This window comes from Paenisporosarcina indica (assembly GCF_001939075.1).
Taxonomy (GTDB): Bacteria; Bacillota; Bacilli; order Bacillales_A; family Planococcaceae; genus Paenisporosarcina; species Paenisporosarcina indica.
On record NZ_MPTA01000001.1, the window covers coordinates 1 to 17,880 of the forward strand.

10 protein-coding genes and 1 riboswitch are annotated in these 17,880 nt (G+C 41.7%); of the genes, 8 read left to right on the forward strand and 2 right to left on the reverse strand.

Annotated elements, in window-relative coordinates:
* Positions 1–93 precede the first annotated feature (93 nt).
* The 4 genes from GY23_RS18115 to GY23_RS00020 all read left to right on the forward strand — a co-directional run bounded on the left by GY23_RS18115 (position 94) and on the right by GY23_RS00020 (position 8,993).
* Positions 94–6,942, forward strand: a complete 6,849-nt coding sequence (locus GY23_RS18115; protein WP_211270628.1) for a coiled-coil domain-containing protein — start codon at positions 94–96, stop codon at positions 6,940–6,942.
* Between the two features lie 297 nt (positions 6,943–7,239).
* On the forward strand, positions 7,240–7,719 hold the full coding sequence (locus GY23_RS00010; RefSeq protein WP_075617172.1) for a metal-dependent hydrolase: 480 nt from the start codon (positions 7,240–7,242) through the stop codon (positions 7,717–7,719).
* Between the two features lie 18 nt (positions 7,720–7,737).
* Positions 7,738–8,082, forward strand: a complete 345-nt coding sequence (locus tag GY23_RS00015) for a nuclear transport factor 2 family protein (RefSeq protein ID WP_075617173.1) — start codon at positions 7,738–7,740, stop codon at positions 8,080–8,082.
* A 170-nt stretch (positions 8,083–8,252) separates the two neighbouring features.
* Complete coding sequence (locus tag GY23_RS00020; protein WP_075617174.1) at positions 8,253–8,993, forward strand: YveK family protein; 741 nt, start codon at positions 8,253–8,255, stop codon at positions 8,991–8,993.
* Positions 8,994–9,596: 603 nt separating this feature from the next.
* On the opposite strand, the gene GY23_RS00025 is transcribed toward GY23_RS00020, so the two are convergent.
* Positions 9,597–10,796 carry a Bcr/CflA family multidrug efflux MFS transporter gene (locus GY23_RS00025; RefSeq protein WP_075617175.1) on the reverse strand — a complete coding sequence of 400 codons (1,200 nt, stop codon included), beginning with the start codon at positions 10,794–10,796 and terminating at the stop codon, positions 9,597–9,599.
* A 307-nt stretch (positions 10,797–11,103) separates the two neighbouring features.
* Positions 11,104–11,212: riboswitch (SAM riboswitch) on the forward strand.
* An 81-nt stretch (positions 11,213–11,293) separates the two neighbouring features.
* Between GY23_RS00025 and GY23_RS00030 the strand changes: the two genes are divergently transcribed.
* Positions 11,294–12,343 (forward strand): LLM class flavin-dependent oxidoreductase, encoded by a 1,050-nt coding sequence (locus GY23_RS00030; RefSeq protein ID WP_075617176.1) that lies wholly within the window; start codon positions 11,294–11,296, stop codon positions 12,341–12,343.
* 20 nt (positions 12,344–12,363) lie between these two features.
* Positions 12,364–13,323 carry an ATP-grasp domain-containing protein gene (locus tag GY23_RS00035; RefSeq protein WP_075617177.1) on the forward strand — a complete coding sequence of 320 codons (960 nt, stop codon included), beginning with the start codon at positions 12,364–12,366 and terminating at the stop codon, positions 13,321–13,323.
* Positions 13,324–13,628: 305 nt separating this feature from the next.
* Here GY23_RS00035 and GY23_RS18895 read toward each other — a convergent pair whose 3' ends face one another.
* Positions 13,629–15,170, reverse strand: a complete 1,542-nt coding sequence (locus GY23_RS18895) for an exosporium glycoprotein BclB-related protein (RefSeq protein WP_084543908.1) — start codon at positions 15,168–15,170, stop codon at positions 13,629–13,631.
* Positions 15,171–15,492: 322 nt separating this feature from the next.
* Here GY23_RS18895 and GY23_RS00045 point away from each other — a divergent pair, with 322 nt between their 5' ends.
* Positions 15,493–16,137, forward strand: coding sequence for a LytTR family DNA-binding domain-containing protein (locus tag GY23_RS00045; RefSeq protein WP_075618188.1), 645 nt, complete (start codon positions 15,493–15,495; stop codon positions 16,135–16,137).
* 136 nt (positions 16,138–16,273) lie between these two features.
* A complete protein-coding gene (gene scpC, locus GY23_RS00050) occupies positions 16,274–17,788 on the forward strand; it encodes a succinyl-CoA:acetate CoA-transferase ScpC (RefSeq protein ID WP_075618189.1) in 1,515 nt (504 codons plus the stop codon).
* The last annotated feature ends 92 nt before the right edge of the window (positions 17,789–17,880 follow it).

Consider the following 17,880-nt stretch of genomic DNA (forward strand, 5'->3'; position numbering starts at 1 on the left):
TTTAAAGTGAGAGCTGATATAGATACAGCATCGGCTAAATTAGCGAGTGCAACCGCAGTCCTTAACAATGAAACAGCAGTCCTGATCACTAAAATGGCACAAGCAATGGAGTCAGCAAATTTAACAATTGCAAATGCTGATGTAGCCAAAACAGCATATTCAGCAGCTTACGGATTAACGACTGACACAAGCTACGTCGCAGTAAATGCCGCAATTTCAGAATTAGAAACAGCGGTGAACAAATCGTTTAAAGTGAGAGCTGATATAGATACAGCAACGGCTAAATTAGCGAGTGCAACCGCAGTTCTTAACAATGAAACAGCAGTCCTTATTACTAAAATGCAAGCAGCTATCGATTCAGCAAATACTGCGTTTGGCAAAGCAGTTCCAGCGAAAGCGGCTTATAAAGTAGCCTATGGTTTAACGACAGACGCCCCATATGTGGCAGTTAAAACGGCTGAAGCCAAATTGCAAGTTGCCTTGGATGCCTCATTTAAGGTAAGAGCAGATATTGATGCGGCAACCGCAAATTTAATTGACGCAATTACCACTTTAGAATTAGCAACCGCAACATTGATTACTGAAATGCAACAAGCGATTGAGTCTGCAAATGTAGCAATCGCAGATGCGGATTTATCGAAAACTGCATATAGTGCTGCTTACGGATTAACGACAGATGCTAGTTATGTCGCAGTAAAAACTGCTATTTCAGAATTGGAAACAGTGGTGAATGCTTCATTTAAAGTAAGAGCTGATATTGATGCAGCAACGGCTAATTTAGTGAGTGCAGTCTCCATATTGAAAGCAGAAACACAAGTCCTGATTACAAAAATGCAACAAGCGATTGTTTCCGCCAATATAGCAATTCATGAGGCGGATTTAGTGAAAACTGCGTATTTATCCGCATACGGATTTACAACAGATATGAGCTACGTTGCAGTTGAAACAGCTATCTCAGAATTGGAAACAGTGTTGAACGCATCGTTTAAAGTGAGAGCTGATATCGATTTAGCAACCACTAATTTAGTGAGTGCATTCACAGTCCTAAACGAAGAGACAGCAGTCCTGATTACTGAAATGCAAGCCGCACTTGCGAACGCGAATACTGCAATCAATAGTGCCGATATAGCGAAAACTGCGCATATCAAAGCCTATGGGTTTACAATCGACGAGAGCTATATTGCAGTTGAAACCGCTATTGCTGAGTTGAAAACTACGGTAAATGCATCGTTTAAAGTGAAGGCGGACATTGATGAGGCAACTGCTAATCTAGTTAGTGCCGTTACAGTGTTACAAAACGAAACCGCCGTTTTAATTACTGAAATGCAACAAGCAATTGAGTCTGCAAATGTTGCTATTGCAGATGCCGAAGCAGCGAAAACGGCTTACACGAATGCATTTGGCTTAACAACCGATAAAACTTATAAAGAAGTAGTATCAGCAATTGCAGATTTGAAAACAGCATTGAATGCAAGATTTAAAACGAAGACTTATATTGATCTAGCCACTGAAAATTTACTGGATACTATACCTGAGTTAAATAGGAAAACGGCAGTTTTGGTTGCTGAAATGGAAGTTGCAATCGCATCTGCAAATTCGGCAATCGCAGATGCCAATTTAGCTAAAGCTGCATATTCAGCTGCTTTCGGATACACGACAGACGCGAGCTACGTCGCGGTGGAAACGGCTCTTGCAAAATTGGAAACAGCGGTGAATGCTTCGTTTAAAGTGCGAACTGATATTGATACAGCGACAGCTTATTTAGTGAGTGTAATTCCAGCCCTTAATGATGAGACGGCCGTCCTGATCATCGAAATGCAACAAGCAATTGATTCTGCTAATCTAGCAGTAGCGGATGCAGATTTAGCAAAAGCGGCGTATTCAGCAGCTTACGGTTTAACGACAGATGCTAGCTACATTGCTGTAGAAACCGCTAGGTCAGAATTGGATAAAGCGGTGAATGCACCGTTTAAAGTAAGAGCTGATATTGAAACAGCAAGGGCAAATTTAGTGAGTGCAGTCACAATCCTTAAGAATGAGACAGCAATCCTAATCACCGAAATGCAACAAGCCATTGATTCTGCAAATATAGCTATTGATGAGTCAGATTTAGCAAAAGCGGCGTATTCAGCTGCTTATGGATTAACGACAGATGCTAGCTACGTTGCGGTAGAAACAGCAATATCAGAATTGGAAACAGCAGTGAATGCGCCATTTAAAGTAAGAACTGCTATAGATACAGCGACAGCTAATTTATTGAGTAAAGTTTCAGTCCTTAACAATGAGACAGCAGTCCTCATCGTCGAAATGCAACAAGCCATTGAGTCTGCAAATCTAGCAGTAGCAGATGCAGATTTAGCAAAAGCAGCCTATTCAGCTGCCTATGGATTAACGACAGATGCTAGCTACGTCGCGGTGGAAACAGCAATCGCAGAAGTGGAAACAGCGATTAATGCTACGTTTAAAATAAGAGCTGATATTGAAACAGCAATAGCGAATTTAGAGAGTGCGGTTACAGCCCTTACCGATGAAACAGCGGTTTTGAAAATCGAAATGCAACAAGCCATTGATTCTGCAAATCTAACAACTGCAGATGCCAACTTAGCAAAAGTTGCGTATTCAGCAGCTTACGGGTTAACGACTGACGCAAGCTACGCGACAGTGGAAACGGCAATTACAAATTTAGCAACAGCGATAAATGCACCGTTTAAAGTGAGAGCTGATATTGAAACAGCAACGGCTAATTTATCAAGAGCAGTCTCAGTCCTTAACGAGGAAACGGCAGTCCTGATCACTCAAATGGAAGCTGCGATTGCTTCAGCAAATACTGCGTTTGACAATGCAGTTCCAGCTAAAGCTGCTTTTAAAGTAGCCTATGGTTTAACGACAGACGCCCCTTATGTGGCAGTTGAAACGGCTGAAGCAGAGTTACGAGTTGCCTTGGATGCTTCATTTAAAGTAAGAGCAGATATTGATGCAGCAACCGCTAGTCTAACCGCTGCAATTGTAACATTAGAAGCTGCTACCGAAACAATGATCACCGAAATGGCAGCTGCCATCGCAACTGCAAATACTGTAATTGAAAATGCCGATACAGCGAAAACAGCTCATATCAAAGCATATGGGTATACGATAGACGCTAGCTATGTAGCGGTTGAAACCGCAATTGCAGAGTTGGAAACTGCTGTGAATGCTACTTTTAAAGTAAAGGCGGATATTGACTCCGCAACGGCCAATTTAGTTACTGCCGTTACTGTGTTGCAAAATGAAACCGCTGTATTGAAAGCTGATTTGCAACAAGCAATTGAGTCTGCAAATGCAGCAATTGCAGATGCCGAAGCAGCGAAAACGGCTTATACCAATGCATTTGGGTTAACCACCGACAAAACTTACGCTGGAGTAGTATCAGCAATTTCTAATTTAAAAACGGCTTTGAACACAACATTTAAAGTGACAACTTACATTGAGCTGGCTACCGACAATTTAATAGAAGCGATAGCAGACTTGAATGAAAAAACCACTGTTTTGGCTATAGAAAAGCAAGCAATAATTGAAGCAGCAAATATAGCAATCACAAATGCAGCTGCAGCGAAAACAGCCTATACAGTTGCTGGTGGTTTAACAACCGACGCAGCCTATACTACTTTTGAAGCTACTGTAACTGCATTGCAGACAGCACTGAATGCATCGCCAAAAGTAAAGGTTGATATTCAATCAAGAACCATCGCACTGATACAAGAGACACCGATTTTCTATAAGCAAGCATTGAACTTGGAAATTATAAGCGCTACGACATTGGTAAATAGTGCGCCTGTAGGGACTGGGGCAGGTCAAGTTCCTCAAGAAGTGGTAGATGCTTTTACATCCGCGATAACTGATGCTCAAGCTGTGCATGATTCCTCTACTGCTGAGGGAGTCGATGTGGAGATGGCGATTTCCGACTTGAATAACGCAGAAGAGATCTTTATGCAACATGTCGATACAACACCACCAACGATAACGAGCGTAACCTATTCACCATATCGTATAACGCTGACTATCAGTGAGGAAATCAAAACTGATATTAATATTAATCAGAATCCCTCTACTATATGGATGGTCACTCAAGTAATGGAGTCTTACACTATGTCACGGTATTTCTATGCAAATTGGGGAGAAATCGCTGTGAGTCAGCAGGGTGAAAATCAGATTATCATCGAGGTTCTGCAACCAGCCCGTCCTGAATTTGCGAATATGAATATCACACCTGGTACTACGTATACACTCACGATACCTGGCTTTAAAGATATGTGGGGTAATCCGTTGATCATAAAAGAGTTTAGTGTTGATGCTGACCATGAAATGCAGGAAGCCTTTGTAGCTGCGAGTACAGCCATTACACATGCAACAATTGCAAAAACAGCCCATACAGCTAATGGTGGTTCAGCTACTGATGCAGCTTACGTGGAAGTTGAAACAACTTTAGGCCGATTGCAAGCTGCGCTCAATAAGTATCCAAGAGTGAAGGTGGATATTATAAATGCTATAGCCAGCTTGACGCAGGCGGTAGCCGTATTGGAAGCTGAGACAAAGAATCTAGTCAATGCAGAAATGCAAGCTGCAGTTGACGCTGCAAATACAGCAATCACAAATGCAAATACAACCAAAACAGCCTACACGGATGCTGGAGGTATAATAACTGACGCTGCCTATGTTACGGCGGAAACGGCTGTAGCTGAATTGCAAGTTGCACTTAGTGCATCGCCAAAAGTGAAGGTTGACATTAAATCTAAAACAGACGCTTTGAACCAAGCAAAAACTGCTCTGGAAATTCAAGTCTCTAGAATGAACTTAAACCGAGAGATTACCAATGCTACATCTTTATTAGATGCAGCGGTGATTGGAACTGAGGATGGCCAATATTCTCAAGCAGCAGTAGACGCATTAAACGCATCAATTGAAGAGGCGCAAGCCGTGTATGATCTGCTTAAGGCAACAAACATTGAGCTAATTGATACCATCGCTGAAATAAATCAAGCAGTAAAAGTCTTTAAACAATCGGTTGTGAGTCCGTATACCTTTGAGATCATGCCTGCAGCCCAACTTTTTATTAATTCAATTGGAATATCAGATATGAGTGTAGAAATCACGACGGGATTTAATAACTATTACTCGAAAAGAAATATTAAAGATCTTGTTCAAGTTAAACGAGGAAATGAAGTCCAAACTTTATCCTATGATTCAACGACAAATGCATTCAATGTTTTAAACAACAAGAATGAAGTGACTGGAGAATTGACTTTATCATCCACAACGAGTTTAATACAAATCGGTCAAGGAGTTTTTGGGCTTAAGTTGACACCACATGCCGATTTAACTGAATCTACACCTGCTGGATTAATCTATCATCTAAAAATAGATGGGGTAGAAGTGGCTACGCAAACCATGGATTTAGTAGTTGATGAAACACCACCAGAATTTACTAGCGGATCCTATTCAGAAGGCCAAATTACATTGAATGCAAGTGAAAAATTATGGAATGGTGAAGTGCCAAATTATACTGTAGAATTCTCAAGCGATGGAACTTTTGAGGATACACAATATGTATCCAATACAGCGAGTGCACCAGTAGGAAACAAGATGACTATTCAAGTATTAGAAAGCTTAAATATTCAACCTGCAAGCAAATTCAGAATTGTTCCACATTGGGTAAGAGATTATGCAAATAATTATATGAAGCAAAGTTTTGAATTCGTTGTAAATCCAGGTTTACAACAATCAATCATTAACGCTAATGCAGCGATAGCCAATGCCGGCATTGCAAAAGGAGCTTTTGCAGTTGCTAATGGATTAACGACTGACGCGGCATATGTGGCTGTGGAGACTAAGATTACATCTTTGACATCAGCGCTAGCAGCAAAACCGAATGTAAAGGCAAATATTGATACAGCAACAGCTGAATTATCGAATGCAGTCAAAGCATTAGAAGCTGAAACCAAGGCATTGAATGCAAACCTGCAACAAGCCATTAGTAACGCTAATGCAGTCCTTTCTGATGCGGCAGTTGCAAAAGTGGCTTACACGGATGCTAATGGTTTAGCCTCTGAAGCGGTCTATGTGGCAGTGGATACGAAGCGTACTGCATTGGAATCAGCACTTGCTGCAACACCGAAAGTAAAGGCTGATATTGAAGCAGCAACAGTTGAATTATCAACTGCCATCGTAGCATTAGAAACGGAGACAGCTTTGCTTGCAAACCTGCAACAAGCGATTGGTATCGCTAATATGTTAATGATAGAAGCGGCAAATGCACAAGCTGCTTATACCGCTGCTGATGGTTTAACAACTGACCCGATCTATGTAGCTTTGGAAACTAAGTTAGCAACATTAGCATCAGTACTAGCAGAAACACCAAAATCATTAGCAGACATTGAAGCAGCAACAGTTGAATTATCAACTGCCATCGTGACATTAGAAGCTGAGACCGAGAGATTGATTGCAGCACTACAACAAGCAATCGATACCGCTAATACAGTGATCACAGAAGCAGGAGAGGCGATAAAAGACTACACAGCTAGCAAAGGTTTAACGACTGATTTGGCTTATATAGAAGTCGAGACCAAAGTTAATGCATTAGAATCAGCGCTTGCGGCAACCCCGAAAGTAAAGACCGACATTGAAGTGTCCGCTAAAAAGATAAAGCAAGCAGTAAATGACCTAGTCAAATCAGTTCTTACTTTGGAAATCACCCATGCTACAATTCTGAGAGATTTAGCAGTGGCTGGTACATCAACAGGAACCTATTTACAAGAATCAAGCGATGAGTTAACTGCAGCAATAGCAATTGCACAAAAACAAGTTACTAAAACGGATATTTCTATAGATGAAGTACGTGAATCCACTTTGGTTTTAGTGGAAGCGGTATCGGACTTCCAAAAATCATCAATCGTGCCAATCAACTAAACTTAAAAAGATATCAAAACCCCTCCTCAAAATTCAAACTTGAGGAGGGGTTTTTGCTATTACTTTCTACAGCAAAGCATTGGGGGTCATTGAACCAAGGAGTTTCATATACGTAATCTCCATCACCTACCGTTTTGCATGTCTAAATGTGTCGTGTGGTTCTAGTTGTAAACACAACGTTACGTAGTGAAATATATGTAAAAAGGTGTCTATTTGTCGTCTATTCAAATAGTGTAAAATGATTGGGAGGACGTGCAGTTCCTGAAATTATTTTCTGTAAGAGGAGTTTGGATTTTTATGACAGGTAAGACACACATTTTAGGTGGATTGGCCGCTAGTCTAGCGTTAGCGAATGTAACGAATTATGAACCCGTTCTATTGGTGGGAGCGGGTGTGGTTGGTGCATTGATCCCGGATATTTGCCATGGAGGAAGTACGATTGGCCGAACTTTACCTGTGATATCAAAGGTGATCAATATGCTTTTTGGCCATCGATCGTTTACTCACAGTTTGCTGTTTTTATTGCTTATTGGTTTTCTCTTGAAATCGTTTGTGGCGAATGAATCGTTAGGAACCGGGCTGTTGATAGGGATGGTTAGCCATATTGTATTGGACATGGCAACAAAGAATGGCGTTAAGTTGTTTTTTCCGTTTAAAGTTAGAATTCGTTTTCCACTCACCACGAGAACGGGTGGAGCGGTCGAATCTGTGGTATTTGCAGCTTTATCGCTACTTTCGGTCTATTTTGGCTATGGAGCGATTGAGTATTATTTATAACAAGAGGGAGATTAGAACATGACAAGTTTACCGGGAACTTTGGCACAGGGTCAGCTGGATGCCTATAATGCTCAAGATATAGAAGCTTTCCTCGAGGCATATTCAGATGAAGTGGTAGTACGAACATTTCCCGCGAATGAGGTGACATATAAGGGAATTGACAAAATGAGAGAGAGATACACCGCACTTTTCGAACAAAACCCGAATCAGCATGCAGCCCTTTTGTCTCGAGTAATCAAAGGAACGATTGTCATTGATCATGAACATGTGACGGGACGGGCAAATGGTGTGGAAACGGAAGCCATTGCGATGTACGAGGTATCGAATGGGAAAATCAGTAATGTATGGTTTGTTAGCAACTGACAAAATGGAATTTGCATGAATATCAAAAAAGTGACTGAATCCATTTCAGTCGCTATTTTTTTACAGTATTAACATATTATCTACAGTTTCCGACATAAGAAGACAATTCCCAACTGGATTCATGCTATAATGTGAACACTTATTGTAAATTTAGGGGGACTCACTGAACTATGGAAGAAACTATTAGCTTACAGGAATTATTTCAGACGTTAAAGAAACGTGTTGTTCTAATTCTATCTCTGACTATTCTAGCGACACTAATCAGCGGAATCGTTAGTTACTTTTTTATCACACCCATTTATCAAGCATCGACCCAACTTTTAGTCAATCAAGAACGATCTGAGACCCCGACTTTAAATGTTGGTGATATTCAAACGAATCTACAATTGATCAATACATATAATGTCATTATTAAAAGTCCGGCAATTTTGGATATTGTGCGTAATGAACTGGCACTTGATACGCTCACAACAGTAGCTTTAAATTCAAAGATTACAGTTTCGAGTGTGGGAGAATCACAAGTTGTCACAATTACTGCCCAGGATCCAGATCAATTTGTTGCACGTGATATTGCCAATACGACGGCATCAGTGTTCCAACGTGAAATTTCAAAAATCATGAATGTCGACAATGTAAGTATTTTATCGCAAGCAATTGCATCAGATGACCAGGCACCGATCAAACCGAATAAGATGCTAAATATGGCAATTGCCATGGTAGTCGGTCTAATGTTGGGTGTCGGAATAGCGTTCTTGCTTGAGTATTTGGATACGACAATAAAGACCGAAGAACAGATTGAGAAACTTCTTAACATTCCAGTGATTGGTGCAATTTCATCAATGGATCGAAAAGAGCAGGACAAGTTTGATAAGTTCCAACAAACACGCAAGGATGAAACAAATAGGGCATAAGAGAACTTGCTTCCATTGCCAAATCGTGAAAAAGACATCTCCAATCTGCTCGTCGGATTGAAGATGTCTTTTTTGTGAAGGAAATTGGGGAAAACGAAATAAAAAATATCCACGCTTATTTAACAGCAGCGTAGCCAAAACCCAACCAATTAGACCCCACACACCTACGTCTTGAGGGGTGTTTTTATGGGGGATATTGGGTGTGTGGAGATAAATCAAGTGTGAACGGGTAGAAACGGGGAGCGAACGGGTAGAAAGGGTTCATGAACAGGTAGAACTCCCCCCGAATGGGTAGAAATCAAATTGAACGGTTAGAAACAATAAGCCTCACTTATTTAACAGTAGCGTAGCGAAAACAACCAATTAGACTTCTCACACTTCGTTTGGAGAGGTGTTTTGTGGAAGAAATTGGACGGAGTAGTTAAATCAAGTGTGAACGGGTAGAAATGGTGTACGAACGATTAGAAAGTGTTCATGAATGGGTAGAAATCAAAATGAACAGGAGTAAACCGTGAAAACACAATAAGGCCGTTACCCAAGACCATATAATTATGGTTACAGGTAATGGCCATGAGTGGATAGGTTAGTTATTTCTTAGGTAGTTCATTGCGTTTTCTGTGTTCTTTTCACCAACAGAATATAGGATGTCAAAGCGAGGAAACTAGCTGTGAACATGGTGACCCCCATTGGAATTGCTGTATCTTCCCCAGCAATTCCGACTAGTGGTGCTGAGATTGATCCCATGATAAACGGTAGTAGTCCAAGCAACGCGGCTGCACTGCCTGCAATATGACCTTGTGCCTGCATGGCCAGCGAAAATGACGAAGTCGATATGATCCCGATAGATGCAACAAAAAAGAAAATTGGAATGACAACTGAAATGAGCGGTCCATGGAGTAGGACAGCAGTTAAAATAAAGACACTGGCTGTGCTCGAAATCGTCAAGCCTATTTGTAAAAAACGAGTTTCAGATATTCTGTCGGATAAGCGGCCCACCAGCTGAGTACCAATCATAATCCCAATTCCGTTCATCCCAAATAGCAGACTAAATGTTTGAGGTGTAGTCTCATAAATGTTTTGGTAAACGAAGGGTGTACCAGATACATAGGCAAAAATTCCGGCAACCATAAAACTTTGCGTAAGCGCGTAGCCTGCAAAGGTTCTGTTTACAATGAGTGAACGGAAGTTTCTAAAAGTCTGCCCAATATTATTTGGAACTCTTTTTTCTACAGACAATGTTTCCTTCAGTTTGAACGACACAATCAGCAATAGCAGAATGCCAGTGGCACTTAGTACAAAGAATACCCCTGACCAGTCGGTGAATCTAAGTATGCCACTCCCTGCAACGGGTGCCAGAATAGGTGCAAGGTTATTTATGAGCATAATCAATGCGAAAAACTTGGTCAATTCACGTCCACTATATAGATCTCGAACCATTGCTCGCGATAATACCAAACCGGCTGCGGCTGAAAAGCCTTGAATGAACCGAGTTGCGATGAAAATAGAGATGGTTGGGGCAAATGCACAAGCGAGTGATGCAAGGAAATACAGGATCAAAAATATCATGAGCGGTTTTCGTCTACCGATTACATCACTCATTGGACCAATCACTAGTTGTCCTAAGCCTATTCCTAAAAGAGAAGCCGTTAAGCTAATCTGAACGAGCGATGCCGTCGTGTTGTATTCATTTGCGATTGTAGGAAACGCAGGCAAATACATATCGATTGTAAGCGGTCCAAGAGCTGCAAGAGAACCGAGAAGAAGCGCTGTTCGCAAGCGTTTATTTTCACGCAATGTTGTCAAAGTGAGAACACACCTTTCCTTCGGTTTATGAAATATTATGAGTCTTAACGATTATAGGCATTCTTCCATATAAATGCGAGAGAAATTGGATGATTTAGCTGAGATTAATTTTATTAGTGATTGGTCTATTTCATCAAAATCGAATTGGACAATGAGACATTTAATCCATGTCATAGTGTGCATGTGAATAATTTAACGCTCAAAATCATTTCACACCCATGTACCCTTCTTATAATATTTTAATAATCTAAAAATTCATATTGACAAAAAACCTAGTTTTACTATAGGATTAATTTAATTGAATATTTTCTTATTAAGAGAGGTGGAGGGATTTGGCCCTTTGAAGCCCAGCAACCATTGACAATTGTCAGTAAGGTGCTAATTCCAGCAGAGCAATGTGCTCTGAGAGATGAGATGAAGGCTTGTGTAACTTCTTCTTATTGAAGAGGTTTTTTTGCGTTTTAAAAGAGATATGTATAGAGCTGGAGGGAATGTAGATGAAGTATGGATATTGGTTGCCTATTTTTGGTGGATGGTTGCGCAATGTAGAGGATGAAAACATGCCTCCTACTTTCGAATATGCAAAAAAAGTCACGCAAGCCGCTGAGAAGTTGGGCTTTGATACTACACTAATAGCGGAATTATATTTGAATGACATAAAAGGTCCCGAATCTGATTCACTGGAAGCATGGTCTACTGCGGCAGCACTTGCGGCGGTTACGGAGAAAATTGAAATTATGACGGCTGTACGACCTGGATTCCATAATCCTGCGGTTACAGCTAAAATGGCTGCGAATATTGATCAGATTAGCAATGGCCGATTTACATTAAATGTTGTATCTGCTTGGTGGGAAGAAGAAGCGAAACAATATGGCGGGATCTTTACTGAGCATGATGAACGTTACGATCGTACGGAAGAATTTCTGGATGTGTTGAAGGGGCTATGGACCGAAGATGTTTTCAGTTATTCCGGTAAGTATTATAACATTCAAAATGCCCATCTAGAGCCAAAACCAGTTCAGCGCCCGAACCCGATCTTATATGCAGGGGGCGAAAGCAAGCGTGGGAAAGAAGTAATTGCTAATTCCTGCGATGCCTACGTGATGCACGGAGGAACGGTTGAAGAAGTTAAGGAGAAAATCGACGGCATGAAACAGCAACGTCAGGAGGCAGGACGGGAACCGTTCCAATCATTTGGAATGGCTGCTTACATTGTTTGCCGTGATACGGAAGAAGAAGTGCAGGCTGAGCTTGCGAAAATTACCGATGTGAAAGAAAACAGTGGGTATTCGGGATATAACGACTTTGTCGGCAAATCCCAGCTAGAGCAACAAGTAAAGCTGTATGATTATTCCGTGTCCAATCGTGGGCTTCGTCCGAACTTAATCGGCACACCTGGACAGATTGCGAAACGTATTGTTGCATTTGAGGAAGCAGGCGTCGATTTATTACTCCTTCAGTTTTCGCCACAGCTTGAAGAGATGGAACAATTCTCTAAAAAAGTAATGCCTTTAGTAGAAAAGCAAAGGTTACTAGTGAAAAAATAAACGATAATGAGGGATTTTATATGAGTAAAGTGTATATCATACATGAAAATAGTGAATGGACGGTCCATTTGACGAACCGCCTTGAAGAATTGCAGGTACCATATGAAGAGTGGCATTTGGATGAAGGGACAGTCAATTTGTCTGAAGCACCGCCTGAAGGTATTTTTTATAGCCGAATGAGTGCTTCTTCCCATACACGTGATCATCGTTATGCTCCTGAATTGACCTCTGCTGTTTTGGCATGGCTTGAGCACCATGACCGTAAAGTATTTAATGGAAGCAATGCGTTAAGATTGGAACTTAGTAAAGTGCTGCAATATACGGCACTAGAAGCAGCGGGTATTAAAACGCCTAAAACTATTGCAGCGGTTGGGAAGGACCAGATTCTTAAAGCTGCAGCTGTGCTGGGCGAATCTTCGTTTATTACGAAACATAATCGTGCAGGTAAAGGACTTGGCGTACAACTTTTTCATTCCCTTGAAGGTCTTCGCAGTTATGTGGAAGGACCAGATTTTGAAGAACCGATTGATGGCATTACCCTAATTCAACAATATATCCAAGCGCCAGAGCCATATATTACACGCTGTGAGTTTGTGAATGGTAAATTTGTTTATGCAGTTAGAGTGGATACATCGGAAGGTTTCGAACTTTGCCCGGCGGATGCCTGTCAAATTGGCGACCTATTTTGCCCAGTAGGAGAAACTGAAACTGTGACAGCTCAACCGAAGTTCCAGATTCTCGATCATATCGAAGAATCGATTGTTGAGAAATTCGAGTCGTTTTTAACGGCGAATGAAATTAAAGTCGCAGGAATTGAATTTATTCGCAATGCACAAGGCGAAATTTTCACATACGATGTAAATACAAACACGAATTATAATGCCGATGCTGAAAAAATAGCCGGCAAATACGGTATGCTGGAATTGGCAAAAGTACTGAAGTATGCACTTGAAGAAACACAAACTGTGAAAAGTAAGTAATAAACATGTGATAGACCAATACTAATTAAGCCCTCAAACTTCTTTTTGAGGGTTTTTTTGTGGAATCTATTGAGTCGTTAGATTGTTAAATTGTATAGTGGAATTCATTATCGTATATTCGATCCTTATTAAATGTAACGATAGCAAAATAGTCTTTTTTCTCCTATTAAACAATCTTCTTTGCAATTCGGAAACCTATCTTGAATTGGATGATGTTATAGCACAGTATATTAGCTGGAAATATAAAAGGAAGATTTACCGATATGGTTTCCTTCCTAGTTTGAGCGGTAAATACTTTTTACTAATCAAGTAATTGCTAGTCCCGCGCTTGCATAACCAGCAATTGTAGTTGCAATATCTTGTCCTGTTGAGCTTACAGAAAACACCAATAATAAACGTGTTTGTGCCGTTACTGATATTGCTAATCCAGAAGATATACCACGGCTAATTTCTCCAATTGAAACTGTACCATTGAGAGTTGGAGATAAATTTACACTAGCACCCGGAATTGGACTGAAAATGTTATTTGGTGTTGTTGATCTGAATAATCTTGCAGTGATTGTTACATTTGATCCAGTAAGATTCAATCCTACTGTCGTACTGAAGTATGCAGATAACGATGTGATAATTCCACTACGAGGAACAGAGAAAGCAAAGTTGAGAAGTGTACCTCCAGCACCAGTTAGATCGATTGTTCCCCCAGGTAAACTAATCCCATTAGCAGAATTTCCAAAACCAATAAGACTTGACGTATTAAGGACACCACCTAAAACGGTAGTGAGTGTCGAAGGGAGACCAGAAGCAAACGGAATAATTGCACCTGTTCCAGGTATACCTGCAGGTCCAGTAGCGCCAGTAGCCCCAGCAGGTCCAACAGGTCCAATGCCGCCGGTAGCTCCAGTAGGTCCAACAGGTCCATTCGGTCCAATGCCGCCGGTAGCTCCAGTAGGTCCAACAGGTCCAATTGGTCCAGTAGCTCCAGTAGGTCCAACAGGTCCAATTGGTCCAGTAGCCCCAGTAGCTCCAGTAGGTCCAATCGGTCCTATGTCGCCGGTAGCTCCAGTAGGTCCAACAGGTCCAATTGGTCCAGTAGCGCCGGTAGCCCCAGCAGGTCCAATCGGTCCGATGTCGCCGGTAGCTCCAGTAGGTCCTACAGGCCCAATCGGTCCAGTAGCGCCGGTAGCTCCAGCAGGTCCAATCGGTCCAATGTTGCCGGTAGCTCCAGTAGCTCCAGTAGGTCCAATCGGTCCAGTAGCGCCGGTAGCCCCAGCAGGTCCAGTCGGTCCGATGTCGCCGGTAGCTCCAGTAGGTCCAACAGGTCCAATCGATCCAATCGGTCCAATGTCGCCGGTAGCGCCAGTAGGTCCAACAGGTCCAATCGATCCAACAGGTCCAATGTCGCCGGTAGCTCCAGTAGGTCCAACAGGTCCAGTAGCACCAGTAGCTCCAGTAGGTCCAATCGGTCCAGTAGCGCCGGTAGCCCCAGCAGGTCCAATGGATCCAATCGGTCCAGAAGAGCCAGTAGCCCCAGCAGGCCCAACAGGTCCAATGTCGCCAGTCGCGCCGGCAGGTCCAGGAGCTCCCATTGCCCCGTTGTTACCAGAAGGTCCCCTTGGTCCCATCGGTCCAGTGTTACCAGTAGCCCCCGTAGCTCCAGTTAACCCTCTAGATCCCTGATCTCCTTTTGGTCCTTTGCAACACTTACATTTGTGATTGTTGCAAGGTTTTAGTTCATGTTCATCGTTAGCATCATGACACTTATGGTCATAATTTGTGATAGAGTCATCACTTTTATTGATATATTTTTTGTGTTTAGAATGCTTACAATTTTCATTTCTATCTTTCATCTATTTTTTCACCTCCTTTATTTCAAGATTTAGTAGTATATGTGGCGGTATGAATAATAGATAGGCTGACTCTATTAATAAGAGTGATTAATATTTGAGCTTGATGTTAGAAAGATATTTCTTTAACGGGTTGTTACGATAACGGTGTCTTTGTGGAAGTTACTACTATAGTTATTAATATCAATGTTAGAGCTGCTGGACTTGTATTACCGAATTGCTTTTTCTTGCGTTTCCAAACGGGCTTTTTCCTTTCGGTGTAAAGGACCGTTATAATAGAGGGATAAAGTTTAACGATGGGTAATGGGAGAGGTGCTTCAGCATGATGGAGGAAGTTCAAGATCATGAAATGTTGGATGTGATAGGGGAGCTGTTTTCGGATGAGATTTCGATTGCGGTTTCGGATAGGACAAAGTATGTGTATTTTCGTCCAAGTGTGCGAGTGGATTTGAAGATAAAAACGGGTGATCTCGTGAAGGATGGCTCGCTTGCATATAAGGCACTTACTACTGGGCACAAGGTGTCGGAGTTTATTGATCGACATGTGTTTGGTGTAGCGTATCATGGAATGGCGGTTCCGTTTCATCGTGATGGGCAGGTTGTAGGGAGTGTGACGGCTATTTATCCAGCGTTTACTGAGGGTAAATCTGTGGTAACGGTGAAGACACAGGATGGGTGGAAGCCGGTGCCGTTTGCGGAAGTTAAGTATATGGAAGTGCGGGGACGAAAAACGCATGTTGAGGCCAATGGAGTTTCAGGAACGCACCGAAAGTCTTTACAGGAATTTGAATTTGTATTGCCGCATGATTTGTTTGTGCGATGTCATCGTTCGTTCATTGTGAATGTCCAACATATTAGCGAAGTTTATCCGGATTCTCATTCAACATTCTTGCTGTTGATGGATGATGGGGTGAAAATTCCAGTGAGTCAGTCGTATGCGAGCTATTTCCGTAAGTTGCTCGATTTCTGATGTGCTGGCTTATACATGTGGTTGTCTAATTCGCACGAAAAAATCTTGATTTCTACATATATTGTCTAAATTATGACTTTACTTGTTAGAATTATTTAAAATGTTATGAAGATGAGGTTTTACTATGGACTATACTATGGAAACTAAATTACAACGTATTAAACATCCAGCTCTCAAGGAGCGTGTTGTGACACCTGAAGTGGCGGCATCTTGGATTACAGACGGTATGACACTTGGTTTAAGTGGCTTTACGCGTGCAGGTGATGCGAAAGCGGTTCCATTTGCACTTGTGAAGCGAGCGGAAACTGAGACATTTAAGGTGAACATTTTCACAGGGGCTTCTTTAGGGTCCGATATTGACACGGCTTTTGCGGAAGCAGGTATTGTAGGAAAACGATTGCCGTTTCAAGCAGACCCTGTTATGCGAGGGAAAATAAATAATGGGGACATGTTATTTGTTGATCAACATTTGTCACATACGGCTGAACTTGTTCGTTCTGAAGTTATCGGTCCGATTGACTTTGCCGTTTTGGAAGCGGTTTCAATATCGGAAGATGGCATGATTATTCCGTCGACGTCTGTTGGGAATTCTTCTATTTTTGCGGAACACGCGAAGAATGTCATTGTGGAAATTAATATGGCACAATCTGAAATGCTTGAGGGTCTTCATGATATTTACGATACCGGCAAGCAAGGTGAACGCCAACCGATTCCAATGATGCATCCTGACGATCGCATTGGAACAACCGGTATTCGAATCAATCCAGAAAAAGTGAGAGGGATTGTCTTTACAAATCAACTTGACTCGCCGTCTACGATTGTGGCTCCAGATGCGGATACGCAATTGATGGCAGGACATTTACTAGAATTCTTGAGAGAAGAAATCCGTGAAGGACGTCTAACCGATAAGTTGGCTCCACTCCAATCGGGCATAGGCTCTGTGGCAAATGCCGTATTGCATGGAATGATTGATTCGGAATTCACGGACTTGGATGTTTACTCAGAAGTGTTACAGGACGCGGTTTTTGATTTAATTGATGCTGGGAAAGTAAAGTCGGCTTCATGTTGTTCTATCACTTTATCAGAAGAAAAGATGGCGCAGGTGTTTGGAGACTTCGAGAAGTACCGCGACAAATTGATTATGCGTCCGCAAGAAATTTCGAATCATCCAGAAATTATCCGTCGTCTCGGACTTATTTCGATTAATACAGCTCTTGAGTTCGACATTTATGGAAATGTTAACTCGACACATGTGTCTGGGACGAAAATGATGAATGGGATTGGTGGATCAGGAGACTTTGCACGCAATGCACGTCTTTCTATCTTTGTAACCAAATCGATTGCGAAAGATGGTAAGATCTCGAGCATTGTGCCATTCGCTTCACATATTGATCATACTGAACATGACGTGGATATTGTTGTAACGGAGCAAGGATATGCTGATTTACGTGGGCTTGCCCCACGCGAACGAGTGCCATTGATTATCGAAAACTGTGCTCATCCGATGTATCGCGAGCAGTTATGGGCGTATTACCAAGAGGCGTTGACTCGTGGCGGCCAAACTCCGCATATTCTGGAGAAAGCTTTTTCTTGGCATATTAACCTAAAACAGAACGGTACCATGACTCAAAAAGTCGACGAGTTAGTTTAATCTCTTGAGTCACATTTATTGATTTCTAATCATAATTTACATGTATTCACCTTCAATAGGACACTCTCCTGTTGGAGGTTTTTTGTGACTAT

What these genes read in the sequence shown, in the direction of transcription:
- GY23_RS18115 (WP_211270628.1), top strand. Translation starts at nt 94, where the DNA reads ATGGCACAAGCAATGGAGTCAGCAAATTTAACAATTGCAAATGCTGAT.
- GY23_RS00010 (WP_075617172.1), top strand. Translation starts at nt 7,240, where the DNA reads ATGACAGGTAAGACACACATTTTAGGTGGATTGGCCGCTAGTCTAGCG.
- GY23_RS00015 (WP_075617173.1), top strand. Translation starts at nt 7,738, where the DNA reads ATGACAAGTTTACCGGGAACTTTGGCACAGGGTCAGCTGGATGCCTAT.
- GY23_RS00020 (WP_075617174.1), top strand. Translation starts at nt 8,253, where the DNA reads ATGGAAGAAACTATTAGCTTACAGGAATTATTTCAGACGTTAAAGAAA.
- GY23_RS00030 (WP_075617176.1), top strand. Translation starts at nt 11,294, where the DNA reads ATGAAGTATGGATATTGGTTGCCTATTTTTGGTGGATGGTTGCGCAAT.
- GY23_RS00035 (WP_075617177.1), top strand. Translation starts at nt 12,364, where the DNA reads ATGAGTAAAGTGTATATCATACATGAAAATAGTGAATGGACGGTCCAT.
- GY23_RS18895 (WP_084543908.1), bottom strand. Translation starts at nt 15,170, where the DNA reads ATGAAAGATAGAAATGAAAATTGTAAGCATTCTAAACACAAAAAATAT.
- GY23_RS00045 (WP_075618188.1), top strand. Translation starts at nt 15,493, where the DNA reads ATGGAGGAAGTTCAAGATCATGAAATGTTGGATGTGATAGGGGAGCTG.
- scpC (WP_075618189.1), top strand. Translation starts at nt 16,274, where the DNA reads ATGGAAACTAAATTACAACGTATTAAACATCCAGCTCTCAAGGAGCGT.